Source organism: Bacteroidia bacterium, from assembly GCA_016218155.1.
Lineage (GTDB): Bacteria > Bacteroidota > Bacteroidia > Bacteroidales > GWA2-32-17 > GWA2-32-17.
Map to the genome: position 1 here is coordinate 56513 of JACREQ010000012.1, position 24078 is coordinate 80590.

A 24078-nucleotide genomic window follows, 5' to 3' on the forward strand; every position below is an offset into this window, starting at 1 on the left:
TAATTTTGTATTTAAAATTTGAATTTTTATTTATGAAACGAGAAGATGCTTTGGAATTATTAAGTAAGTATATTAAAAACGACAGAATGATTGCTCATTGTATTGCATCAGAAGCTGTAATGTATGATGTGGCAGTGATGTTAAATCATGATCCAGAAAAATGGGCACTTGCAGGTTTACTTCATGATATTGATGTTGAAATTACAAATGGAGATCCATATATTCATGCATTGGAAGCTGAAAATATATTAAAACCTTTAGGAGTAGATGCTGAAATAATTGATGCAATAAAAATGCATAACGAAGTTGCTGCCGGTTTACCAAGATCAACAGCTTTTCAGTATGCACTTGCATGTTGCGAAACTATTACCGGATTAATTACTGCAACAACAATGGTATATCCCGATAAAAAAGTAGCTTCGGTAAAGCCGAGCTCTGTTGTTAAAAGAATGAAAGAGAAACATTTTGCTGCATCTGTTAAAAGAGAAAATATTTTAGAGTGCGAAAAGATTGGACTTCCATTGTCGCAGTTTGCTGAAATTGCTGTAAAAGCAATGTGCAGAGTAAGTGAAGAAATAGGGTTATAATTTATTAGATAAAGGTTAAAACCCTGCAATTTCATTGTAGAATTTTTAGTTTCTATAAATTTAAAAAATTATGTGATTTTGCTGCGCTTGAGAACTTTTTCACGAAATTCGTTCGTAATTGTTGCTTCAGTTTTTTTTCGTATGCTTCGCAATGACTTCATTGAAAGGATAACCGATTTAGTAAGTAAAACTACTATAATATCTATGTGAATTTTATTCGCTTCAATAAACTTATGGATTTTAATAAACACTCTTTATATTAAAAAACTATAAAATTTGTGATTATTAATTGTTACCAAAAATATATAAGCTTTATATTTTGTAAATTTGTTAATAATCAAAATTAAAAAAATCATGAAAAAAATATTTTTCTTTATGTTTATGTTCAGTGTTTTAATTATTAATGCACAGACTGGAAATTTTTACGATTTTACTGTAAAAACGATTGATGGGAATGATTTTTCTTTATCAAGCCTGAAAGGGAAAAAGGTATTGGTTGTCAATACTGCGTCTAAATGTGGTTTTACTCCTCAATATGAAGCGTTGGAATCTTTATTTAAGAAATATGGTGGAGATAAATTTGTAATAATTGGCTTTCCTGCTAATAACTTTTTAAGTCAGGAGCCCGGTACAAATGCAGAAATTAAGGAATTTTGTACAAAGAATTATGGAGTAACGTTTCAAATGATGGAGAAAATTTCAGTAAAAGGAAATGATATTCATCCTTTATATAAATGGTTAACAGAAAAAGAAAGTAATGGTGTTATAGATGCTCCGGTTAAATGGAATTTTCAGAAATTTATGATTGATGAAAATGGAAAAATAGTTGATTTTGCTTCTCCAAAAGAAAAACCTGATTGTGATAAGATTGTAAACTGGATTACTGGAAAATAATTTTGTAGTTAATTTATTCATCAAGATAATTAAAATTATTTTTTTATTCTGTTTAAAGTGATATTGCTTTATTTCTGCAATAAAACGAGTTATGTGTATTTTGTAAAAAAAAATGCAGTACAGCTTCTAAATATTTGTCAAATGTGAATTTTGGAATTAACTTTAAGAAAAAATTTTAAAGCAAGAGATGAAATTATTAACCCATGTAAAAGATTTGCAAAATTCTGATTATAAGGACACATGGGATTTTCAGGAAAGATTACATGAGAAAGTTGTTTTAGAAAAAGAAAATTTTGGAAGAGCAAAAGTAAATTACCTTTTGTTTTGTGAACATCCTCACGTATATACCCTTGGGAAAAGTGGAGAGCAAAATAATTTATTAGCAAATAATGAAGTTTTAAAACAAATTAACGCAACTTTTTATAAAACTAACAGGGGCGGAGATATTACTTATCATGGACCTGGTCAAATAGTTGGCTATCCTATTATTGATCTGGAAGCTGCTGGTTTAGGAATAAAAAAGTATGTGTGGGCATTAGAGGAATCTGTAATTCAAACTCTAAAAAATTATAAAATTACTTCGGAAAGATTAGAAGGTGCAACAGGAGTTTGGCTTGATGTTAATATACCAGGTAAAACCAGAAAAATTTGCGCTATTGGAGTTCGTACTTCAAAATTTGTAACTATGCACGGTTTTGCATTTAATGTAAATACCGATTTAAAATATTTTTCATATATAAATCCTTGTGGATTTGTAGATAAGGGTGTTACTTCTATGAAAAACGAGCTTGGTAAAAATATGCCAATAGAAGAAGTAAAAGAAGTCCTTAAAAAAAATCTGGCATTAAACTTAAATCTCGATATAAACTGAAATGGAAAAACAATGGGTTTTAAAGTCAAGAGGGGATGAAGCGCTGATACAGGAGTTGGCTTTAAGCTTATCTATTGACCCGGTAATTGCAAATTTACTTGTACAGCGTAACATTAAAACATACAAAGATGCTGAAGAGTTTTTTAATCCTGATATAACAAAGCTACACGATCCTTTTTTGATGAAGGATATGGATAAAGCAATAACAAGGATTGAAAAAGCTTTAGCAAACGATGAAAAAATACTTATTTATGGCGATTATGATGTAGATGGAACAACAGCTGTAGCGGTTACATATTCATTTTTCAAAGAAAGACACTCTAAAATAAGATATTATATTCCGGATAGATATGGTGAGGGTTATGGTATATCATTTAAGGGTATTGATTATGCAGCTAATAACAATTTTACTCTAGTAATTGCACTTGACTGTGGTATTAAAGCAGTTGAGAAAATTGAATATGCAAATTCCAAAGGAATTGATTTTATTATTTGCGATCATCATCTTCCTGGTGATGTTATTCCAAATGCGGTAGCAGTTTTAGATGCAAAACAACCAGGTTGTGAATATCCATTTAAAGAGCTTTCCGGTTGCGGAGTTGGATTTAAATTGATTCAGGCATTTTGTACCAAAAGAAATATCTCTTTTGATGCAATTTATACTTATTTGGATTTAGTTGCCGTAAGTATTGCTTCTGATATTGTTCCAATGACAGGAGAAAACAGAATATTTGCATATTTTGGAATGAAGAAGTTAAACGAAAATCCTGTAATTGGTCTAAAAGCGATAAAGAAGGTAAGCGGAATTGAAAGCATGGAAATGAATATCAATGATATCGTTTTCAAAATCGGACCAAGAATAAATGCTGCCGGACGAATTGAAACAGGCTCAAAAGCGGTAGAATTGCTGGTTTCGCAAAATGAAGAAGATGCTTTTAGATTTGCAAAAGATATCAATGAATGTAACGAGAACAGGAAAGATCTGGATCAGAAAATATTCTCTGATGCTCATGAAATGATAAATTCTAACAAATCACTAAAAGAAAATAAAACAACTGTATTATTTAACGCAGACTGGCATAAGGGAGTTGTTGGGATTGTTGCATCCAGGCTTATTGACTACTATTACAGACCAACTGTAATTTTAACAAAGTCCAATGGATTAATAAACGGTTCAGCAAGAACAGTGGAAGGTTTTGATTTATATCATGCTATTGATCAGTGTGGACATTTATTAGAAAATTATGGTGGACATATGTTTGCTGCAGGTATATCAATGAAACCTGAGAATTTAGATAAATTTACAGAATTGTTTGAGAAAGTTGTTTCAGATAATATTACTAAAGAGCAACTTACGCCACATATTGAGATTGATGATATTTTAAATCTTGCGCAAATAGATGCGAAATTTTTTAGAATACTACAGCGTTTTCAACCATTTGGACCAGGAAATATGTCGCCAATATTTGGTACTTATAATGTTTATGATTCGGGAACCGGTAAAACTGTAGGTAAAAAAAATGAACATCTGAAGCTTGATTTAATGCATGATAGCTGTCCAGGTTTAATATTTCCTGCAATTGGTTTTCAATTAGGTAAAAAGGCGGTGGAAGTAGCTGAATGCAGAACTTTTGATGTGTGTTTTTCAATAGATAAGAATGATTTTATGAATAAAACATCACTTCAATTAAGACTAAGAGATATAAGATTAAAAAATTACGAATAGGTTTTTAAGCATTTTTTTTAATTTTATATATTATTATATTTACTCGATTATTTTAATAACAAATTATATGAAAGTTAGAAATCTTATTTTTATGGCTTTAATACTTATTGGTTTTGAAGCTTCTGCACAACTTTACAGACCCGGAATTACATTGCATAGAAACTGGTCAATATCTGCCGAGCAAAATATTCTAGGTTCAGATCAAATACCTCCAATGATGAATGTATTATGTGGTTATTCAATTAATCCATTATCTGGTAAAAAAACAGGATTTTTATCTGCTTTTAACCAGATGACAGAAGATACTGCAATTTATACTCCTTATATTAGCTTAAATGAGAACGTGTTATATTCTGTTGCAATCAGTGATGGAAATGCTACATCGACCACACCAGTTGTTAGTGTTGGGTATGAGGAAGTAGCAATAGGAGACAGAGATATTTTAATTAATTATTCTGATATTGCTGGAGGAGTACAGCCAACAAAAAGTACTAATCATCTTATTATATCTGCTCCATATAATCAGGAAGCTAAGTTTGTAAAACAAGAAATGCCATATTCATTTAATTTCTGGGCATGTGGTTATTCAGAACTTAGTGCAGGAAATAAAGATTTCTGGTTTGGTAAGATTTATGCTGATGGTAATACATCTGTTCTTTGGGATACTACTTTTGGTGGAATAGGAGAAGATGTTATAACATCATTAACAATTGGCGATGGATATGCTCTTTTTACAGGTAATTCTTCATCACTTTCTGGTATTGACAAAGATATACATTCAACTCTATATTCAATAATTCAGGATACTATTGTGTGGGATTCAACTTTTTTTATGCCAGGTAATCAAGAGTTATTCGGTTCTTATAATATGCCTGGAAATACTATAGCTGTTGGGTATTCTGATACCAGTGTTTTGGGAAATAATAAAGATATGCTGATTGTTTCTTTTGATTCTTATACTGGAGATACACTGTGGACAAAAACAATAGGAAGTGAATTTAATGAAGAGGCGTTTACTGTAAGAATGGCTAATTTTAATGTGACACAATGTTTAGTCGTATCCGGTTATATTACTAATTTAAGTGGTGATAAACAGAATTATGTTGTGCTTTTAGATATTAGTAACGGAACCTTAATTTCTGAAAGAATTTTTGGAGATGATTTAAATGATGATTGTATATATACTATGTTTTGTATGCCTGATGGATGTCAGCATTTCTTGTTTGGACAACAAGGTACAGCACAATCTTTTTATGAAATTGTTGCATATGATTATGATATTCAGGTAAATAATAATTCTTGTACTTATGGATACGAAGGAAGTATTGACTTAATAGGTGGTATTTATGGAAATGGATACACATCTGGTCTATATGATTCTATGCATAATATGGTTGGTAGTGTTGGACCATATACTAATTTACCTGCAGGGAAATATTATTTAGATATTAGTTATAATTTTCCAGGTGCAAAATCAGGTTGTAATATTACTGATTCTGTTGAAATTACTGAGCCAGCTCCATTTGGGGTAAATGTTTATACGACTGATCCTGATTGTATTGGTAATTTAGGGCAGATTGTTATAGTGCCACATGGAGGAAGTGGGTCCTATTCATATTCTTGGACAGGATATTCAGGGGCAGATACGCTTAGTGGATTAACTTCCGGCACATATGAAGTTTTTGTGACTGATGGTACTGGTTGTTCTTACACTTTTGATTATTACTATGCAACATTAACAGATCAGACTTTAGCAACAATTAATGGAACCGGAATAACTTCTTCCGGATATATTTTAGAGAACCATGGAAAAGCTATACTTTATAAATTAGGTACAACAGGAACAGCACTTGAACTTGATAGTATAACATCATATACAATTGATTTACAAAATTTATATAATTTTAGTAATGTAGAACCCGGAAATTATAAAATTTTACTTCAGATTGACAGTACATCATATTATCCTAATTATTTAAATTCATATTACTCTTTAAATGATACTGTTATTAACTGGGATATTGCAGATACCATTTCGATTGCATGTAATGATAATTTTAATCTTCCAATTAAGATGTATGAGATGAATGCAATGGAGACTGGAGTTGGATCTATTTCAGGCCATATATATTTGTTTACTTATACAAAACAAATAGGGGAACCTGTACCGGGTGCTGAAATATTAATTGAGCAGGAGCCTAATGATGTTCCGGTACAAGCAACTTTTACCGATAATAGCGGATATTATGAAGTTAATGGATTAGAAGCAGGAGGTTTATATAGTATGGAAGTTGATATTCCGGGCTATCCATTAATCAGTTCACATGTTAACATTCCAATAACAATCACAGATACAGTTTATGAAGATATGAACTTTTACATTGATACTACTATTAATGGCGGTATTATGGCAGATACTTTACAAACTCAGATTTATACTTTTACGAATGAAAAATTTGAATTAAATGCATATCCCAACCCATTTAATAGTAATATTTCTTTTGATTTTAATTTGACAAAAGATGTTTTCATAAATGCTGAAATTTTAAATGTTTCAGGTGAGCCAGTAAAGCTTTTATTAAGCGATAAACACAATAAAGGTAATGTTATAATAACGTGGCAGCCACAGTCAACATTACCTTCAGGAGTTTATTTTCTTAAGTTAATAGTAGATAATCAGGTTTTGATTAAGAAAATAGTGTACAAAAAATAGAAGTAAAAAAAGACCGATTTATCGGTCTTTTTTTTATTATAAACTGTTGAATAATTAAACAAAACATATAATCTTAATAATTTGCAGAATGTTGTTTATTTGATATTTATTATTAAGTAATTAAATTTCGCAGACTGAAGGAACAACTGCTTCTGGCGAACCAGTTCCAGGCGCCGAAATACTTATTGAGCAAGAACCAAATGATGTTCCAATTCAATCTGCATTAACAAATCAGGATGGTGATTATATATTAAAAAATATACCAATAGGTAATCAATATCATTTGGTTGTTGATGTGCCTGGATATCCAATGTTAACTACATTTATTAATATTTCTGTTGGCTCAAATGATACACTGCTTGATAATTATAATTTTATATTAGACACAACTTCTGGTGGAGGAATTTTTATGGATACAATATCAGGTGTAACAGAACATTTTATTCAGTCTGGTTTCAAATCATTTGAAGTTTATCCAAATCCTTTATCGGAGTTTATGATTGTGAATTTTGAGTTATCAAAAGAGAATTCAATAAGCATAGAATTAATTAATGAGTTGGGTGAAACAATAAAACAAGTATTGAATATAGCAGATTGTAAAAAAGGAGTATATAATTACCAGATTAATATTCCTTAATCTTTATCTGCAGGAAGCTATTTTATAAGACTAAAGGATGATAGAAACGTATATGTAAAAAAGTTTATTTTGAAAATATAAAATATTTAAGAACCGGTTAATACGGCTCTTATTTATTATTAATATGTATAGTGTTTAGTGAGGTTACGAACTACTGGATTTGGATAGTTCAAACTACTAAGAATTTTATTTAATGTTATAGTTGTCAAGTTGCACATTACTACTAATTGTTTTCGTAGGTGGTATTATGTGGCGTTTTTATTTTCTAAATAGTTTATTAAAAAAGGTTTTAAGATCTTTCAATTCTCTTTTTGGGGCATTTATAAGTTGACCTGAAAGCCAAAATTGTCCATTAATTATACCATTCACAACTGGGGCTTTTTCAAAAAATCGCATGTCAGCAACAATATCAATTTCCCCACCTAATGTGTCAACAAATAACCAATAAAACTCCTCATTTGTTAATCCGTTACGTTTTTTTTCAAATTGCTTTAATAATCCCTGAAAAAACTCCCAATGCCTGAGGCGAAACAGAGTCTTTGTCTTCACCAAGTGAAAAAAGTCCACTTGGAATAAATGATTGAGTTGCAAATTTGAGTTCTGAAGTCTGGCTAATTTTGTATTCTTTTTCGCTTTCATAAATGTTGAGTTCTTGTGCGAAGGCTGTCAATTGGACATCAAAATTTTTAGGAAAATCAATTTGTCCTATTGTCCTAAAGTCAGGTAAGTCAAAAACAAACGGATAAGCACCGCTATCTGGAATATTTATTTCTGCTGGGTCTGCCCAACAATGAAAAGCTCCATCAAGATCACTTTCTGTTCTCACAATGGCTTTAGTTAGGCAAACAGTTCTTCTGCTTATTCCTTTGTAGTGCGGATTTGCTCCGATACATATATTTTTTTTATTGAATTGCATGAATAATTCTGCCCCAGAAATGTCTGAGTAAATTGAATAAGCACCTTCGTTTATTTTTATTTGATGGCTTGTTATATATGCCTTGTCAAGAAGCTGCTGAAATTCTTCTGGTGTCGTAACATTAAAGCCTATGTTAGAAAAATTGCTCATTATTGTCGAGTAGTTTTATTAAAATGCTACATAGCTAGTTTATAAGTATGTGTAATGCATTTAAGTTTATTAGATATGTCTTAATATAATTAATGTATAAATATAGAATATTCATACAATTAATACAATAATAAAAGTTACATATATAATCAATGTTGTATAAGTAAAAAATTATAATTTCTCCATAAACTTTTTTGTGTCAATAATGTAACGAGTGTGGGTGCCTTCACCTATTTTCCCCTCTTCGTCAAAGGCTTCAACAGAAAAAACCAGTTTTTTGTTTTCAATTATATTTAAAACAGATTTGCAATAAACTTTTTTACCTACAGGAGTTGCTTTTATGTGTTTAATGTTAACTTCAGTTCCAACAGTGTTAAAACCATCATTTAGGTAATCTAAAACACTGTTTAAACAGGTTTTTTCCATTAATGCAAGCATTGCAGGTGTTGCAAATACTTCAACTAAACCTGAGCCGTATTTTGCTGCAGTATCATCTTTTGTAACAAATTGCTCTATTTTTCCTTCAATTCCAATAGTTAATTTGTTTTCCATAATCTAAAAGTTAAATTTTATAGTTTGTTTAATATCTGGATGTATGCTTTTTGCAACGGGACAGGTTTGCGAAACTAATTTAAAAAAATCTTTTTGTTTATCAGTATAGTTATTTGGAGGAAAATTAATATCGGCAATTATTTCCACTATCCTTCTTGGATTATCGCCCATAACTTTTGTTACTTCAACAGTAGTTCCATCTATAGAAAATCCATGACCTTTGGCACCTATTCCTATAATTGTTAACATGCAGCTTGCATAAGCAGTTGCAATTAAATCGGTAGGAGAAAAGGCTTCACCTTTGCCCTGATTGTCAATTGGTGCATCAGTAATAATTTCAGTATTAGATGACAAATGAACTGCTTTTGTTCTTAAATCTCCTAAATAAGTAACTTTTGATGTTGGCATATTAGTTATTGATTATTGTTAATATTAAATTGAATATTGTTAATTAATATTTTTATTTGATATTTTTAAGCCAGATTTTCAAATCTGTTGGAATCTAATTTAATAAAAATAAATAAAAGTATTGTAAATGACCATAGTGAGCTTCCTCCATAGCTAAAAAATGGTAGTGGAATACCTATTACCGGTGCTAATCCTATAGTCATTCCAATATTTACAACAATGTGAAAAAATAAAATTGAAGCAACTCCATAGCCATAAATTCTGCTAAAGGAAGATCGTTGTCTTTCTGCTAAGAATACCAATCGTAATAACAATATTGTAAAAAGTGATATTACTATAACAGTGCCTAGAAAACCACGTTCTTCACCAACTGTGCAAAAGATAAAGTCAGTACTTTGTTCAGGAACAAAATTAAATTTAGTTTGTGTGCCTTGTAAAAAACCTTTGCCAGCAAAGCCTCCTGAGCCGATTGCAATCTTTGACTGATTTACATTATAACCAGTACCTAATGGATCAGAAGTTATTCCAAGTAATTCATTAATTCTATCCTGTTGATGTTTGCCTAGTACATCTGTGAAGATATAATTTACTGCAAATGTAAATGATACAGATGAAATTAAAAAGATCATTATCATTGTAGCAAATGCAATTTTCTTTTTGTTAGCAATTATCAGAATAATTATTGCTGATAAGAATAATGCTGCAAAAAATACATAGTACATCGAATATTTATAGTGTAAAGCTGCATTAACACCGTAAAATATTGAGGCTGCTATTGCAAAAATACCTATTCCTATACCAACTAATTTTATTTTTGGGTTTAAAAGGAAGAAAGCAATTGGCGCAACCACAAGTAAAATCTCAATAATTAGCAATTTTTCAACAAGCATAGCTATTAAGAATAGTATTATAGTCATTAAGGCAAAGAATAACACATAAGGTGTCAATCCTTCTCTGTATAACAAAAACACAAAAGAAAGGTAAACCAATGCAGATCCTGTGTCATTTTGTAAGAGAATTAGTCCGCAAGGTAAAAATATAATTAATCCTATTCCTATAAGACTTCTGAGATTCTGAATTTTAAAATTATAACTACTTAAAAATTTAGCTAATGCCAGATTTGTAGCAAACTTCATAAATTCTGATGGCTGAAGTCTGAAACTACCTATTTCAAACCATGCTCTTTGCCCATTTGTTTCTTTACCAAAAATAAGTACTGAAATTAAAAACACCAGCATTGTTCCATAAATAGGCCACGTGAAAAACGAGAAGAAATTACTATCTACAAGAAATATTGTTAATGCTATAATAAATGCTGCACCAATCCATACTAACTGTTTTCCATAGCGCTGAGAAAAATCGAAAATGCTACTGTATTGTTCATTGTAAACTGCAGCATAAATATTAATCCAGCCTAAAATTACCAGAACAACATAAAAACTAACAATAAGCCAGTCGGTACTTTTTAATATGTTAATTTTTCTTTTCAATCTCCAATTAAATTAGTTTCCATAATATGTTTTTCAAGGTCAGCTCTTTTTGTTTTACCTGTTAAATATTTTTCCATAATAAGACTTGCTATTGGACCAGCCCATGTTGCACCAAAACCTGCGTTTTCAACTAATACAGCAATTGCAATTTTAGGGTTATAAGTTGGGGCAAAAGCTACGAAAACAGAATGATCTTTACCATGAGGGTTTTCGGCAGTTCCTGTTTTTGCACAAAAATCAATACCCTCAATTTTTAATGATGCTGCTGTACCGCTCTGAACGGCATCACTCATTCCTTGAATAACATTTGAGAATATTGTTGTGTCAGTAATCATTGTATAATGTTTTTCCTTAAATCTGTTAAGTACTGTATCGTTTGCATTGCTGCCAATTGCTTTTACTATATGAGGAGTGTAATACCAACCTCTGTTTGCTATTATTGCAACTACATTTGCACTTTGTAATGGAGTAATGCCCATTTCGGCCTGTCCAATACCTAAAGAGATTACAGTAGAAGCTTTCCATTTTCCTTTTCCGAAAATTTTATCGTAATATTTTATTGAAGGAATATTTCCTCTTAATTCGTGTGCAAGGTCAGATCCTGTTTTTTTTCCAATACAAAAACTTAGTGCAATGTTTCTCCATGCTTCGAAAGCAGTATAGGTATTATGATATTTTTTATTTTCAATTACAGATTTAAATACATAAGAAAAATACGAATTACATGAATGACCTATTGCATTTTGTAAGTCAAGTGGTGAAGCGTGAGGATGGCATTTAGGATGACCTCCAAGTGGTGCATATCCTTTAGAACAAGGGTATCTGGAATTAGGTCCAAGTACACCTTCCTGTTGGCCGATAAGTGCCATTACAAGTTTAAAAGTAGAGCCCGGAGGATATGATGCCATTACTGCACGATTAAATAATGGTTTTAATGTGTCTTTTAATAAATTTACATAGTTTGCAGAACGGATTCTACCAACAAGTAATCCTGGATCGTAAGATGGACTCGATACAACCATTAATATTTCACCGGTTGAAGGATCAATGGCAACGATACTTCCCTTTTTATGACTCATTAATTTTTCGCCATAATACTGTAGGTTTGCATCAATTGTAGTTTTTATGTCGGTTCCAATTACAGCTGCTGTATCAAATTTTCCTTCTGCAAAACTTCCCATTATTTTGTTATGAACGTCTACCATAAAAATACTAACACCTTTCTGACCACGCAGGTATTTTTCATAAGTTTTTTCAATGCCGCTAATACCAATGTAGTCGCCTTGTTTGTAATATGGATTTTTTTCAATTGTACTAGGGTCAACTTCACCTACATAACCCAAAATATGCGAAGAAATTGGAAGTGGGTATTTTCTTAATGTTCTGCCCTGTACAAAGAAACCGGGAAATTTAAAAAGTTTTTCCTGTAAGATAGCATATGTTTTTGATGAAATTTGTGATACAATAACTGAGGGTCTGTACGTTGAGTAAAGTCTTGCTTCTTTATACTTTTTAGTAAATTCTTCTTTTTCTATTTCAAGTATCTTACATAAATCAATTGTATCGAAAGCTCTTGTTTGTTGTGGTATAACCATTAAATCAAAGGCAGCTTCATTAAAAACCATTATTTTGCCATTTCTGTCATAAATAACGCCACGAGCAGGGTATTTTGTTATTCTTCTTTGAGAATTGTTGTCGGCTGAGAATTTGTAGCTTGTGTCTATAATCTGAAGATAAAATAACCTTATAACAAAGATTAATGCGAATGCAATAAATATTCCACCTATTATGTATTTCCTATTACTATAAGGGTTAATCATATAGTGACTTATTTTTTATAAAATAGGAATTGGCTTAAAATTATTAGCACAAAAGTAAAAGCCGAGCTAATTAATATTCTTAACATAGTGTAGAAGAAACCTGAGAATCTGAAAATTTCAATAAAAAATAAAGTAGAATGATGGATGAGTATCATTACTACTGTGTATCTTATAATCCATGCTATGTCATAATGTTTTAGAGTAGGTGAGGTTCTGCTTTCATATCCGTCTCTTGGTGAAAATAATGTAAGAATAAATGGTCTTGAATAGGCTGCAAGTGTAGTCGCAGTTGCGTGCATTCCAATAGTACCAGAGAAAATATCAATTGCAAGCCCTGTAACAAAACCTAGAATAAGTAAAAGCCATGCCGGAGTTTCAAATGGCAATAGTAAAATAAATAAAATATAAATATATGGATTAATAAATCCGCTTAATTGAATATTGTTAAGAATTAGTACCTGTAAGAGTACCAGAATAATAAAACGGGCAATATTTTGTGGTAAAATACTAATCATTACCTAAAGTATTTTCTAATTCTTTTTGTTCATCTTTATATAAATTACTTATAACATAAACATGATTAAGACTCATAAAATCTGTACTAAGATTTACATTAATATTATAAAAATCTTTTCCATCATTTAAATCAAAATCACTTATAGTGCCAACCATAATACCTTCAGGGAACATTGATGAATAGCCACTTGTAACCAATGTGTCGCCTTTTGAAAGTTTTATATGAAATGGTATTTCATTTAATTGTGCTTTTCTGTAATCTAGGCCATCCCAGGAAATTGTTCCAAAACAACCCCATTTTTTAATTTTAGCACTAATGTGTGCATTAATGTTAATTGCAGGTATAACTATTGCAAAGTTTGGTGATACATCTTTAACAATTCCAACAATTCCTTGTGGATTTATTATTGCCATATCTTTTCTTACACCCTGATTGTATCCTTTGTTTAATGTTAAATAATTATTCTGATGCATTACAGAATTATTAATGATTTTTGCTGGGAAATAATCGTATTTCTGTTTGTATAATGAATCGTTAACGGTTTTAAGTGTTATAAAATTATTTATGTAATTCGCTTTTAAAAGTTTGCGTAATGCGATATTTTCAAGTGCAAGTTTATCGTTTTCGTCTTTTACCGACAGGTATTCAGTTACAGAACTAAACCAACTGTAAACATGTCCAGAGATTTCTGTTGACGAATTTATAAATGAAGCACGTTGAAAGCTATTTGTTTGTATTGTTAAAAATAATGAGAAAAACTCAATAACAATAAACAATAAGGTTACGTGATATCTAATTATAAATTTAAATAAATTTCTCATGTTAGGAAATCATGGATTTGTTGTCCGTGTTTATCCTACCTCATTAAGAATGAAAAACGATCAACATTTTTAAGTGCTATACCGGTTCCTCTTGCAACAGCGTGCAATGGATCATCAGCAACTTTTACAGGAATGTTGTATTTTTCCATTAAGCGTCTATCAAGTCCTCTTAGCAACGAACCACCACCGGCTAAGTATATAAAGCTATTTGTTATATCTTTATAAAGTTCAGGTGGAGTTTCTTCTAAAACCTGAAGAATGGCAACTTCAATTTTTGAAATTGATTTATCCAAACAATGTGCAATTTCCTGATACGATACAGGAATCTCAATTGGTAAAGAGGTCATCTGATGTGGTCCTTTAACAATATAATCAGGTGGAGGATTCTCTAAATCAGGTAATGCAGCTCCAACATTAATTTTAATGTCTTCGGCTGTACGTTCACCGATTCTCATATTATGCTGATGACGCATATATTCCATAATATCTGCAGTGAATACGTCACCTGCAGTTCTTACCGATTTATTACAAACGATACCGCTTAAAGAAATTACTGCAATTTCTGCTGTTCCACCACCAATGTCAATTACCATGCTGCCTTCAGGAGCTTCAACATCTAATCCAATACCCAAAGCTGCTGCCATTGGTTCGTATATCATGTAAACATCGCGTGCACCGGCATGTTCGGAGGAGTCACGTACAGCACGAATCTCAACCTCGGTACTTCCTGATGGAATAGCTATTACCATTCGCATTGAAGGTGAAAATAATCTTGGTCTCGGATTTATCATCTTAATAAGACCACGAATCATTAATTCGGCTGCGTTAAAGTCTGCTATTACACCATCTCTAAGCGGTCTGATAGTTTTTATATTGTCATGGGTTTTACCATGCATCTGACGGGCTTTATCGCCAATAGCAATAAGTTTCCCGGTATGTCTGTCAATTGCAACAATTGAAGGTTCGTCAACAACAATTTTATCATTATGTGTAATAATGGTATTGGCTGTTCCTAAGTCGATTGCAAGTTCCTGATTAAAAAATGAAAATAATCCCATATTGTTAGCTTTTCGGGTATAAAGTTAATGTTTAAAATGACGAATTCCAGTAAAAACCATAGCCATTTTGTGTTTTGTGCAAAAGTTTATTGTATCCTCATCGCGAATTGAGCCACCTGGTTGTATAACTGCTGTAATCCCAGCATTATATGCAATTTCTACAGAATCAGCAAAAGGAAAAAATGCATCGCTTGACATTACTGCTCCTTTTAAATCGAAGCCAAAGCTTTTTGCTTTCTCAATTGAATGTTTTAATGCATCAATTCTTGAAGTTTGTCCTGCACCACTTGCTAGAAGTTGCTTGTTTTTTGCTAAAACAATAGAGTTACTTTTAGTATGTTTTACTAAAATGTTAGCAAAAATAAGATCTTCAATTTCTTCTTTTGTTGGTTCTCGTTCTGTTACTGTGCGAAGATCATTAATAGTTTCGGTTTTTAAATCTTTTTCCTGTTCAAGTACGCCGTTTAACAATGTTCTGAAACTTGATGTAGAGAAGTTTATGTTTTTAAGAATTAAAATAATTCTGTTCTTTTTTTGTTTTAATACTTCAAGTGCATCGTTATCGTAAGCAGGTGCAATAATTACTTCAAAAAATAATTTGTCAATTTCTAAAGCTGTTTCTTTATCAACAGTTTTATTTGTTACGATAATACCACCAAATGCAGAAACAGGATCGCCGGCAAGCGCATCTTTCCAAGCCTGAAGTAAAGTACTTCTTGAAGCTAATCCACATGCATTGTTATGTTTGATTATAGCTACAGTTGGTTCGGTAAATTCGCTTATTAATGCAACAGAAGCATCAATATCTAACAAATTATTGTAAGAAATTTCTTTTCCGTGAATTTTTTCAAAAACTTCATCCAGATTTCCATAGAAATATCCTTTCTGGTGAGGGTTTTCTCCATATCGTAAAGTCTGTGCGTTTTTAATACTTGACTTAAATGAAGTAGGATTATTTCCTGCAAAGTATTTATATATATGAGTGTCGTAATGAGAAGTAACTTCAAAAGCTTCGGCAGCTAATTTTCTGCGTTCTTCAATTGTAGTATTTCCATTGTTTTTTTCGAGTAGTTCGTTTAAATATGAATATTGTTGCTGACATGAAATTATAGCAACATCATTAAAATTTTTTGCTGCAGCTCTTATCAAAGAAATACCTCCGATATCTATTTTTTCAATAATATCTTCATCGGGAGCTCCTTTTTTTACAGTTTCTTCAAAAGGATATAAATCTACAATTATTAAATCTATTAACTTAAATTTATATTCTTCTACCTGCTGCATGTCAGTTTTATCGTCGCGACGAGCTAAAATACCACCGAAAATATTCGGGTGTAAAGTTTTTACTCTGCCGCCAAGAATACTAGGAAAACCAGTCAGGCTTTCTGCTGCTATTACCGGAATATTCATCTTTTCGATAAATTCTCTTGTTCCTCCGGTTGAAATTATCTGAACATTTAACTGATGGAGTTTTTTAACGACTACGTCAAGTCCATCTTTGTAAAATACAGATATAAATGCTGATTTAATTGCTTTTAAGTTATTCACATTCAAATTATTTGAAAAAGTCCACAAAATTATCATTTTCCCTTATTAAAACCAATTTTTATATGCTCTCTTTTATAAAAAATTATAAAAAAATATTTTTTATATGAATTATCATAAAATAGAACTAATCATTCTGTATTTTTGTTTTTGATAATTTGAAATTTAATGCTTGTTATTCGGTTACTTAAAGAAAGTTTTTTATCCGCAATCAGTTCACTGGTTGTAAACAGGATGCGTACTTTTCTTTCTTTACTGGGAATTACAATTGGGATTTTTGCTATTATTTCTGTTTTCACAGTTATCGATAGCATGAAGAAAAGCATTACAGACAGTATTGCATCTTTAGGTAATAATGTTGTTTATGTTGATAAATGGCCCTGGGAATTTGGCAGCGATTATCCATGGTGGAAATATTTAAATCGCCCTGTACCTTCTGCCAAAGAAGCTGAAGAGCTAAAGCAAAGATCAAAAAAATCTGAAGCTATTGCTTTTATGGCTACTTCAAATAAAACCCTTGAATACAGGAGTAATTCTGCCGAAAACGTTACTATCATTTCGGCTACTGAAGATTACGATAAAATTCGTTCTTTTGAAATTGAAAAAGGAAGATATTTCTCGTATTTTGAATCTAATAATGGTTCTGCAAAAGCTATAATAGGAAGTACAGTTGCCAAGTTGCTTTTTAAAGAAATGAATCCACTAGGTAAAGAAATAAAATTGCTTGGTAGAAAGATTACTGTATTAGGTGTTTTTAAAAAGGAAGGAAGCGGAGTTTTTGATGCAAGTCTGGATAATGCAATTATTTTACCATTGAATTATGGTCGTAATATTTTTGACCTGAAAGACGAAGGTATGAATCCTATTATAATGGTAAAGGCTGCAAAAAATATTGAACTTGTTGAGTTGAAGGATGAGTTGCGCGGAATAATGCGTTCAATAAGAAGATTGCGCCCTGTGGAGGAAGACGATTTTGCACTTAATCAGGCTAGCTTGATAACTCAGGGTTTTGAATCGGTTTTTCAAATTGTTGATTTAGCAGGTTTGTTAATAGGTGGTTTGGCTATTTTGGTTGGTGGGTTTGGTATTGCAAATATTATGTTTGTATCGGTAAAGGAACGTACCAAAATAATTGGTATTCAGAAAGCGTTGGGTGCTAAAAATTATTTTATCCTGTTTCAGTTTATTACTGAATCTGTTATGCTTTCTTTAATTGGTGGTTTAGTAGGGCTTTTATTAGTCTACATTGGAACTGTGTTGGGGTCGAGAGCAGTTGATATGAATTTTGCCATGAGCTTTGGAAATGTTTTTTCCGGAGTTCTTATTTCTGTTGTTATTGGAATTATTTCCGGACTGGCACCTGCAATTTCTGCCTCCAGATTAAATCCTGTTGATGCAATTAACTCAAATTTCTAATATAAATTTTTAACGTATGAAAAAGATAATTATGCTGGCATTGGCAAGCTTAATGTTTGCTCAGATTTTTGCAATTAATGATCCTAAAACAATGAAGACTACTATTAAAGACATTACTATCTTTCTTAGTGGTGCTCAAATTTCAAGAATTGGTACTGCTCAGCTTCCGGCAGGAAACAGCTTTGTAATAATAAGAGATCTGCCACAGGATTTAAACCCTCAATCTGTTCAGGTTAATGGTAAAGGTGATTTTACTATTATGTCTGTTGTTCACCAGATAAATTATTTAAAAGAACAGGAAAAGACTAAAGAAATTATTGCTTTGGAAGATAGTTTGGAAAGTATTAAAGATAAAATTAATTACGAAAACGGAATGTTATACGTTTATAACAACGAAGAGGGAATGATACTAACAAATAAATCTCTTGCAGGTCAGAATACAGGTGTTAGTATTGCAGCGTTAAAAGAAGCAAGTGATTTTTATAGAAATCGTTTAGCTGATATAAAAACAAAACAACTTGCAATAAATAAAAAGGTTTTAAAATACAATGAACGAATGAATGTTATACTCAATCAACTTGCTGCGCTAAATGCCAAAAAGAATATTCCTACTTCTGAAGTTGTTGTTATGGTAAATGCCGATCAGTCTGTTAATGCTGCTTTTACTGTAAGCTACATTGTTAGCACTGCAGGGTGGAGTCCTTCATATGATTTACGTGCAAAAGATATTAATAACCCGATTGAGATTGCTTATAAAGCTAATGTATATCAGACTACCGGCGAAGACTGGGAAAAAGTAAAACTTACATTGTCAACTGCAAATCCTTCAGTTAGCGGAACAAAACCAAATATTAATCCATGGTATCTTGGATTTTATGAGCCATATACATATTCTTATGAAATAAATAAAGAGAAAGCAAAAGGAGAGGTAATGAAATCTGAAGCTGCACCTGCATCAATGGCTATGAACGAAGTAAGTGTTATGGATGCTAAAACAAGCAGTTCATATACATCCGTAACAGAAAGTACAACAAATATTGAATTTGAAATTTCTCAGCCTTATGATATTCCTGCAAACGGAAATGCCTATACTGTTGAAATGACTAAAACAACTTTACCTGCAACTTATGAATATTATGCTGCACCAAAAATTGATAAAGATGCATTTTTGTTAGCAAAAGTAACAGGGTGGGAGAGTTTGAATATGCTACCTGGCAATATCTTTCTTTATTTTGAGGGAACATATATCGGACAATCATATTTTGATGCACGCAACTTAAACGATACTCTTGATTTATCTCTTGGCAGGGATAAAAATATTGTAATTAAACGCGAAAAAATGAAAGATTATGCAAGTCGTAAACTTGTTGGCACTAACCAAAAAGATACAAGAGGGTTTGAAATTTCTGTACGTAATAAAAAGAGTCAACCCATAACAATAGTTATAGAAGACCAATTACCAATTTCAACAAACAAAGAAATTGAAATTGAAAGAATAGATATTTCTAATGCAAAAGTTAAAGAAGAATCTGCACTTTTAAGCTGGAAGCTAGAGTTGAAACCTGCCGAAACAAAGAAATTTAAACTTGTTTATGCTGTTAAATATCCTAAGGATAAAACGGTGGTTTTAGAGTAATTTTTTTATAAAAAGGATTACAGGATCTGGCTTATAAGCTAGTTAGTAGCTGTTTTAGGACAACACCTACAGCAAACTTTAAATTGACAAATAACAATGACAGAAGAAACTAAAATGACATTTGAAATTTTAAAAATTGGTATTTCGCTTTTGACACCAATTTTGGTTTTAGTTGCGGGTTTACTGATTTCAAGAAAACTTGAAAAAAACAAACTTGAAGTATTAAAAGAAAAAGAGTGGCAAGTCAAATGGGCTGAATTGTTTTTTAAACAAGCGACCTTTTTTAGCGAAAATGTTTCAACCATCATATTTTCGCTACACAGTTTACAAAACGAAAAAAACAAAAACGAAATTGATAAGTTTAATGGGACAATTAAAACCTCGTTTTTAAAACTTTTGGAAATTAATTGGGACATTCAGAATTATGCGCAATTCTCTAAAAACTACGGACAAGCAATGACTTTATCTCAAACAAAGTTAATGGACAGTATCAGAGAACTCATATCAAAAGGACAAGGTAATTTAGAGGAAGTTAGAAAACAACAATTTGAATATAATGACTTTGTGAGAAAAGCTCACAGCGAAATTTTGAAAATGAAATAAAAACAGCCACAAACACCATGTTTCAATCGTTATAGGCAAGTTTATGAAATCAGCAAGACAAAAGAAAGAAAATCAGAAATAATTGTAAAAAAAAAACAGCTAAAAATAACAAGATGAAAAAGAATTATTTAATCTTAATTATTATTTTAACCTCATTTTTAACTGCAAATGCTCAATACACTAAACTTTTCGACTTTGAAGGTTCTGCAAGTGGGTGTAATCCTGAAGGGACATTAATTTCAGATGGGACTTATTTATATGGAATGACTTCAACGGGTGGTACAAACAATTTTGGTACAATTTATAAAATAAAGTTTGATGGTACAGGTTATTATAAATTACTTGACTTTAATGGCGCAGTTAATGGTAAAGAGCCATTTGGTTCTCTTATTCTTGATGGAGTATTTCTCTATGGAATGACACATGGTGGAGGTGTTAATGATATGGGTACAATTTTTAGAATAAAGACAAATGGTACAAGTTATTTTAAACTTTTGGACTTTTCAGGTACTTCAAACGGAAAAGGGCCTTTGGGCTCACTTATTTTAAATGGCTTATATCTTTATGGTATGACACAAGAGGGTGGTACAAATAATATGGGCAAAATCTTTAAAATAAAACCTGATGGGACAGGCTATTCCACACTTTTAAATTTTGCCGGTATTACAAATGGTAATGGACCTGCTGGGACTCTAATTTTTGATGGAACTTTTTTCTATGGAACTACTATATACGGTGGAACTAATAATAATGGAACAATCTTTAAAATAAAACCAGATGGAACTGGATATTTGAAACTTCTAGACTTAGATGGTGTAAATAATGGAATGGGGCTTGTTTGTTCACTTATTTCTGATGGTACATTTCTTTATGGGATGACAGTTTATGGCGGTTTAAACAATTTGGGAACAATTTTTAAAATCAAACCAGATGGAACTGGCTATTTAAAGCTTAGGGATTTCGATGACAATGTGAATGGTTATAAGCCTTTTGGTTCTCTTACATTTGTTGGAACTGTACTTTACGGAATGACTTCTTATAGTGGAACAAATAGCCACGGTATAATCTTTAAAGTAAAACCTGATGGAAGTGACTATTTAAAACTATTAGATTTTGCAGGTATTTCAAATGGAAGTTTTCCGTATGCTTCTTCCTTATTTTATAATGGGACTTCGCTTTATGGTGTAACAGAGGGTGGTGGTACAAACCAAATGGGAACAATTTTTAAATATGACATTGTCATTGGCATAGATGATAATCAGTTAGAATCTGAAATTAATACATTCCCTAATCCTAACAATGGACTATTCATAGTTAAAAAAGAAGTTGAAAATACAATTGACAAAATTGAAATATACAATATTCTTGGAGAAAAAATTTATTTTTCAAACATTATGCAAAATAATGCAGTTGAAATAAATATAACTAATTCTCCTAATGGAATATACTTTGTAAAAATTTATGAAAAAGAGAGATTCCATATAGAGAAAATTTTGAAACATTAGATATTATAGCTATTCGTAATTTAGGTTTATTTGGAAAATGTCTCCAACTTTTTGTGAAGCATACACGCTTGTGACTAAAGTACTAATAATAACAAATTGTACTAATGAGCAAAAATCAAATAATAAAAGAAAAACTAAAAAACGGCTTTAATTGTGCACAAATTGTTGCTGCCGAATTTTCTGATAAAGTAAATGTAAACGAAAAAACAATTTTAGCAGCAACTGCAGCTTTTGGTGGTGGTATTAGCAGGCAAGCCAAGACTTGCGGCGCATTAACCGGAGGTGCAGTTGTATTAGGTTTAGCAAAAGGTAATACAGAAGCAATGGATACTGCTTCAAAAGATTTAACTTATAATTCAGTTCAAGATTTATTTTCGCAATTTGTTAAAATACATGGTTCAACTTCGTGTAAGGAATTATTAGATTGTGATATAAGTACATCCGAAGGTCTGGCAATACATAAAACGGGCTGTAATGCCGAAAAGTGTGAAAAATATATTGAGACCTCAATAGAAATACTAGAGAAAATTTTTGAAAGGTTTAACCAGAAATGAAGTATTAACAAAGAGTAATGTCAAATCTGGAGGTACTTTATCAAAAACTATTTAAAGATTGTTAATGATTATATTTTTTATTACTGCATATTTAACATTATCCAAGTTTTAGATATTATCTTATAATAATGAAACTGCTATGATCAGTTTCATTATTATTTATTAAAGTTTTTATAAAATAAATACCAGGTAGTAAATCACTAATATTAATATTTGTGGATGAACTGTTTATCTTTAATTGTTTTTGTGTTTTTCCAACAGCATTTGATATAATTAATTCATAATTATTAGCCTTATTAAAAAATGAATGGGTAATATTAATCTCATTTGACGCAGGATTAGGATAGATAGTTATTTTGCTATTATCTGATTTCGTTATAATTTTTGTTGTAAGAGGACATGTACAAGATGTTAATAATTCTATTCCAAACAAAGCATTAACAGAAATTGTATCTGAGGAGATTAAATTACCTGTATTCAAATTAACTGAATTAATTATATTTTGTTTTGGAGCAAAATAATAAACATTGTTAGTGTTATCAATGCATGATCCGGCATGTAAGAAAGGAGTATATGCTCCTTCCCATCCAATTGTGTTAATGTGAAATAATTCACCGCTTAATGGAGTAACATAACTTAAATATGCTAAAGAATCAGATGCAGTAACAGAAATTCCAACTAGTCTTGAGTTTGTGCAGTCATATGAGATTCCAAAAAAGTTTTCTTCGGTTGTCATATAGGATATTTGTGTTAAAAAACTAATAGCACCTAAGGTTATATCAAAGCCGCAAATTGTGTTAAATGGACTATTTGAAAGCTCGAAAAGATATAAATTATTTGCTGTATCTATTGTCCCTGATCCTTTATGAATTTGATAACTTGGTAATGATGCAAGTGTGTTTAAGGTACTATCATTAGGATTAAAAGAAATAATACTTACAGAATAGTTAGTTATATAATCGAAAGCAGTACCATAAATGAGTGAGTCACATGGGTTGTATTGAATATTTGCAATTAAAAATGTACCTGTTACCGGATATGGTAGATTAAGCACAAGATTATTATTTAAAGTATTTACTCCGTAAATTCTAACACCATCTGAAAAATAATAAATATGGTTGGCTGAATCAACTGTAGAACTAACATAATTTGAACTTATTAATACTGGGAATAAAGTGTAATCATAAACACTGTCAGTTAATAAGTCGCAATTAGAATAAGCAAAACCTCCTAACGTTGAAGAATTATGTGTGCAAAACAAAGAAGTTGTCTGAGCATTGACTATTGTAGATAACAATATAACAAAAGTAATTGTTAGGATTTTTCTTTTAAAATTCATATTAGTGATTTTGTTAAAATTTATTTTAGTAATTCCTGTTTATTAAAGATTATTATTTACGAGCGTAATGATAAAAAAGTTATACTATGATTTAATTAGTGATTATGCTACTACAGACTTTTTTTCTTTATGTTTCATACTTACTAACCAAACGCCTCCAAATATTAAAAATGCAGAGATGTAATCAATAAGTCCTGGTTTATCGCCAAAAACAATCATTGTAGTTAAACTTGAGAAAAGAGGTTGTAAGTAAATAAAAAAGCTAACAACAGTAGGACTTAATACTCTTAGGGAATAGTTGTAAAATAAATATCCAAGAA

At 31.1% G+C, this 24078-nt stretch carries 22 protein-coding genes; 11 read left to right on the forward strand and 11 right to left on the reverse strand.

Features of this window, described 5'->3' with window-relative positions:
* Window positions 1-32: 32 nt before the first annotated feature.
* From HY951_02270 to HY951_02295, 6 genes are all read left to right on the forward strand, one after another.
* Window positions 33-587, forward strand: a complete 555-nt coding sequence (locus HY951_02270) for an HDIG domain-containing protein (GenBank protein ID MBI5538854.1) — start codon at window positions 33-35, stop codon at window positions 585-587.
* 354 nt (window positions 588-941) lie between these two features.
* Window positions 942-1481: a glutathione peroxidase gene (locus HY951_02275; GenBank protein ID MBI5538855.1), complete on the forward strand. Its 540-nt coding sequence runs from the start codon at window positions 942-944 to the stop codon at window positions 1479-1481.
* Between the two features lie 187 nt (window positions 1482-1668).
* Window positions 1669-2352 carry a lipoyl(octanoyl) transferase LipB gene (gene lipB, locus HY951_02280; protein MBI5538856.1) on the forward strand — a complete coding sequence of 228 codons (684 nt, stop codon included), beginning with the start codon at window positions 1669-1671 and terminating at the stop codon, window positions 2350-2352.
* 1 nt (window position 2353) lies between these two features.
* Window positions 2354-4078, forward strand: coding sequence for a single-stranded-DNA-specific exonuclease RecJ (recJ, locus tag HY951_02285; protein MBI5538857.1), 1725 nt, complete (start codon window positions 2354-2356; stop codon window positions 4076-4078).
* 67 nt (window positions 4079-4145) lie between these two features.
* Complete coding sequence (locus tag HY951_02290; protein ID MBI5538858.1) at window positions 4146-6791, forward strand: T9SS type A sorting domain-containing protein; 2646 nt, start codon at window positions 4146-4148, stop codon at window positions 6789-6791.
* Between the two features lie 124 nt (window positions 6792-6915).
* A complete protein-coding gene (locus HY951_02295; protein MBI5538859.1) occupies window positions 6916-7428 on the forward strand; it encodes a carboxypeptidase regulatory-like domain-containing protein in 513 nt (170 codons plus the stop codon).
* 481 nt (window positions 7429-7909) lie between these two features.
* Here the strand turns inward: HY951_02295 and HY951_02300 are convergent, their stop codons facing one another.
* From HY951_02300 to purH, 9 genes are all read right to left on the reverse strand, one after another.
* Window positions 7910-8494, reverse strand: coding sequence for a hypothetical protein (locus HY951_02300; GenBank protein MBI5538860.1), 585 nt, complete (start codon window positions 8492-8494; stop codon window positions 7910-7912).
* Between the two features lie 171 nt (window positions 8495-8665).
* Window positions 8666-9046 carry a thioesterase family protein gene (locus tag HY951_02305; protein MBI5538861.1) on the reverse strand — a complete coding sequence of 127 codons (381 nt, stop codon included), beginning with the start codon at window positions 9044-9046 and terminating at the stop codon, window positions 8666-8668.
* A 3-nt stretch (window positions 9047-9049) separates the two neighbouring features.
* On the reverse strand, window positions 9050-9454 hold the full coding sequence (locus HY951_02310) for an OsmC family protein (GenBank protein ID MBI5538862.1): 405 nt from the start codon (window positions 9452-9454) through the stop codon (window positions 9050-9052).
* 65 nt (window positions 9455-9519) lie between these two features.
* The gene (locus tag HY951_02315; protein ID MBI5538863.1) at window positions 9520-10944 is read right to left on the reverse strand and encodes a rod shape-determining protein RodA; all 1425 of its coding nucleotides are present in this window, start codon (window positions 10942-10944) and stop codon (window positions 9520-9522) included.
* A complete protein-coding gene (mrdA, locus tag HY951_02320; protein ID MBI5538864.1) occupies window positions 10941-12764 on the reverse strand; it encodes a penicillin-binding protein 2 in 1824 nt (607 codons plus the stop codon). Before mrdA ends, HY951_02315 begins: the two co-directional genes overlap by 4 nt.
* An 8-nt stretch (window positions 12765-12772) precedes the next feature.
* On the reverse strand, window positions 12773-13279 hold the full coding sequence (mreD, locus tag HY951_02325) for a rod shape-determining protein MreD (protein ID MBI5538865.1): 507 nt from the start codon (window positions 13277-13279) through the stop codon (window positions 12773-12775).
* Window positions 13272-14102 carry a rod shape-determining protein MreC gene (mreC, locus tag HY951_02330; protein MBI5538866.1) on the reverse strand — a complete coding sequence of 277 codons (831 nt, stop codon included), beginning with the start codon at window positions 14100-14102 and terminating at the stop codon, window positions 13272-13274. Before mreC ends, mreD begins: the two co-directional genes overlap by 8 nt.
* Window positions 14103-14137: 35 nt before the next feature.
* Complete coding sequence (locus HY951_02335; protein MBI5538867.1) at window positions 14138-15160, reverse strand: rod shape-determining protein; 1023 nt, start codon at window positions 15158-15160, stop codon at window positions 14138-14140.
* A gap of 24 nt (window positions 15161-15184) precedes the next feature.
* Window positions 15185-16708 carry a bifunctional phosphoribosylaminoimidazolecarboxamide formyltransferase/IMP cyclohydrolase gene (gene purH, locus HY951_02340; protein MBI5538868.1) on the reverse strand — a complete coding sequence of 508 codons (1524 nt, stop codon included), beginning with the start codon at window positions 16706-16708 and terminating at the stop codon, window positions 15185-15187.
* Between the two features lie 165 nt (window positions 16709-16873).
* Here purH and HY951_02345 point away from each other — a divergent pair, with 165 nt between their 5' ends.
* The 5 genes from HY951_02345 to HY951_02365 all read left to right on the forward strand — a co-directional run bounded on the left by HY951_02345 (window position 16874) and on the right by HY951_02365 (window position 22419).
* Window positions 16874-18121: an ABC transporter permease gene (locus HY951_02345; GenBank protein ID MBI5538869.1), complete on the forward strand. Its 1248-nt coding sequence runs from the start codon at window positions 16874-16876 to the stop codon at window positions 18119-18121.
* 16 nt (window positions 18122-18137) lie between these two features.
* Window positions 18138-19757: a DUF4139 domain-containing protein gene (locus tag HY951_02350; GenBank protein ID MBI5538870.1), complete on the forward strand. Its 1620-nt coding sequence runs from the start codon at window positions 18138-18140 to the stop codon at window positions 19755-19757.
* A 96-nt stretch (window positions 19758-19853) separates the two neighbouring features.
* Window positions 19854-20360 carry a hypothetical protein gene (locus tag HY951_02355; GenBank protein ID MBI5538871.1) on the forward strand — a complete coding sequence of 169 codons (507 nt, stop codon included), beginning with the start codon at window positions 19854-19856 and terminating at the stop codon, window positions 20358-20360.
* Window positions 20361-20473: 113 nt separating this feature from the next.
* The gene (locus tag HY951_02360; protein MBI5538872.1) at window positions 20474-21865 is read left to right on the forward strand and encodes a T9SS type A sorting domain-containing protein; all 1392 of its coding nucleotides are present in this window, start codon (window positions 20474-20476) and stop codon (window positions 21863-21865) included.
* Between the two features lie 104 nt (window positions 21866-21969).
* The gene (locus HY951_02365; protein ID MBI5538873.1) at window positions 21970-22419 is read left to right on the forward strand and encodes a C_GCAxxG_C_C family protein; all 450 of its coding nucleotides are present in this window, start codon (window positions 21970-21972) and stop codon (window positions 22417-22419) included.
* Window positions 22420-22534: 115 nt separating this feature from the next.
* On the opposite strand, the gene HY951_02370 is transcribed toward HY951_02365, so the two are convergent.
* Both HY951_02370 and HY951_02375 read right to left on the reverse strand, forming a co-directional pair.
* Complete coding sequence (locus HY951_02370; protein MBI5538874.1) at window positions 22535-23758, reverse strand: T9SS type A sorting domain-containing protein; 1224 nt, start codon at window positions 23756-23758, stop codon at window positions 22535-22537.
* 102 nt (window positions 23759-23860) lie between these two features.
* On the reverse strand, window positions 23861-24078 hold a 218-nt coding region (locus HY951_02375; GenBank protein ID MBI5538875.1), incomplete at its 5' end, for a DMT family transporter.

Coding starts and splice junctions, on each gene's coding strand:
- HY951_02270 (MBI5538854.1), top strand. CDS start 33: ATGAAACGAGAAGATGCTTTGGAATTATTAAGTAAGTATATTAAAAAC.
- HY951_02275 (MBI5538855.1), top strand. CDS start 942: ATGAAAAAAATATTTTTCTTTATGTTTATGTTCAGTGTTTTAATTATT.
- lipB (MBI5538856.1), top strand. CDS start 1,669: ATGAAATTATTAACCCATGTAAAAGATTTGCAAAATTCTGATTATAAG.
- recJ (MBI5538857.1), top strand. CDS start 2,354: ATGGAAAAACAATGGGTTTTAAAGTCAAGAGGGGATGAAGCGCTGATA.
- HY951_02290 (MBI5538858.1), top strand. CDS start 4,146: ATGAAAGTTAGAAATCTTATTTTTATGGCTTTAATACTTATTGGTTTT.
- HY951_02300 (MBI5538860.1), bottom strand. CDS start 8,494: ATGAGCAATTTTTCTAACATAGGCTTTAATGTTACGACACCAGAAGAA.
- HY951_02305 (MBI5538861.1), bottom strand. CDS start 9,046: ATGGAAAACAAATTAACTATTGGAATTGAAGGAAAAATAGAGCAATTT.
- HY951_02310 (MBI5538862.1), bottom strand. CDS start 9,454: ATGCCAACATCAAAAGTTACTTATTTAGGAGATTTAAGAACAAAAGCA.
- mrdA (MBI5538864.1), bottom strand. CDS start 12,764: ATGATTAACCCTTATAGTAATAGGAAATACATAATAGGTGGAATATTT.
- mreD (MBI5538865.1), bottom strand. CDS start 13,279: ATGATTAGTATTTTACCACAAAATATTGCCCGTTTTATTATTCTGGTA.
- mreC (MBI5538866.1), bottom strand. CDS start 14,102: ATGAGAAATTTATTTAAATTTATAATTAGATATCACGTAACCTTATTG.
- HY951_02335 (MBI5538867.1), bottom strand. CDS start 15,160: ATGGGATTATTTTCATTTTTTAATCAGGAACTTGCAATCGACTTAGGA.
- HY951_02345 (MBI5538869.1), top strand. CDS start 16,874: ATGCTTGTTATTCGGTTACTTAAAGAAAGTTTTTTATCCGCAATCAGT.
- HY951_02350 (MBI5538870.1), top strand. CDS start 18,138: ATGAAAAAGATAATTATGCTGGCATTGGCAAGCTTAATGTTTGCTCAG.
- HY951_02355 (MBI5538871.1), top strand. CDS start 19,854: ATGACAGAAGAAACTAAAATGACATTTGAAATTTTAAAAATTGGTATT.
- HY951_02360 (MBI5538872.1), top strand. CDS start 20,474: ATGAAAAAGAATTATTTAATCTTAATTATTATTTTAACCTCATTTTTA.
- HY951_02365 (MBI5538873.1), top strand. CDS start 21,970: ATGAGCAAAAATCAAATAATAAAAGAAAAACTAAAAAACGGCTTTAAT.
- HY951_02370 (MBI5538874.1), bottom strand. CDS start 23,758: ATGAATTTTAAAAGAAAAATCCTAACAATTACTTTTGTTATATTGTTA.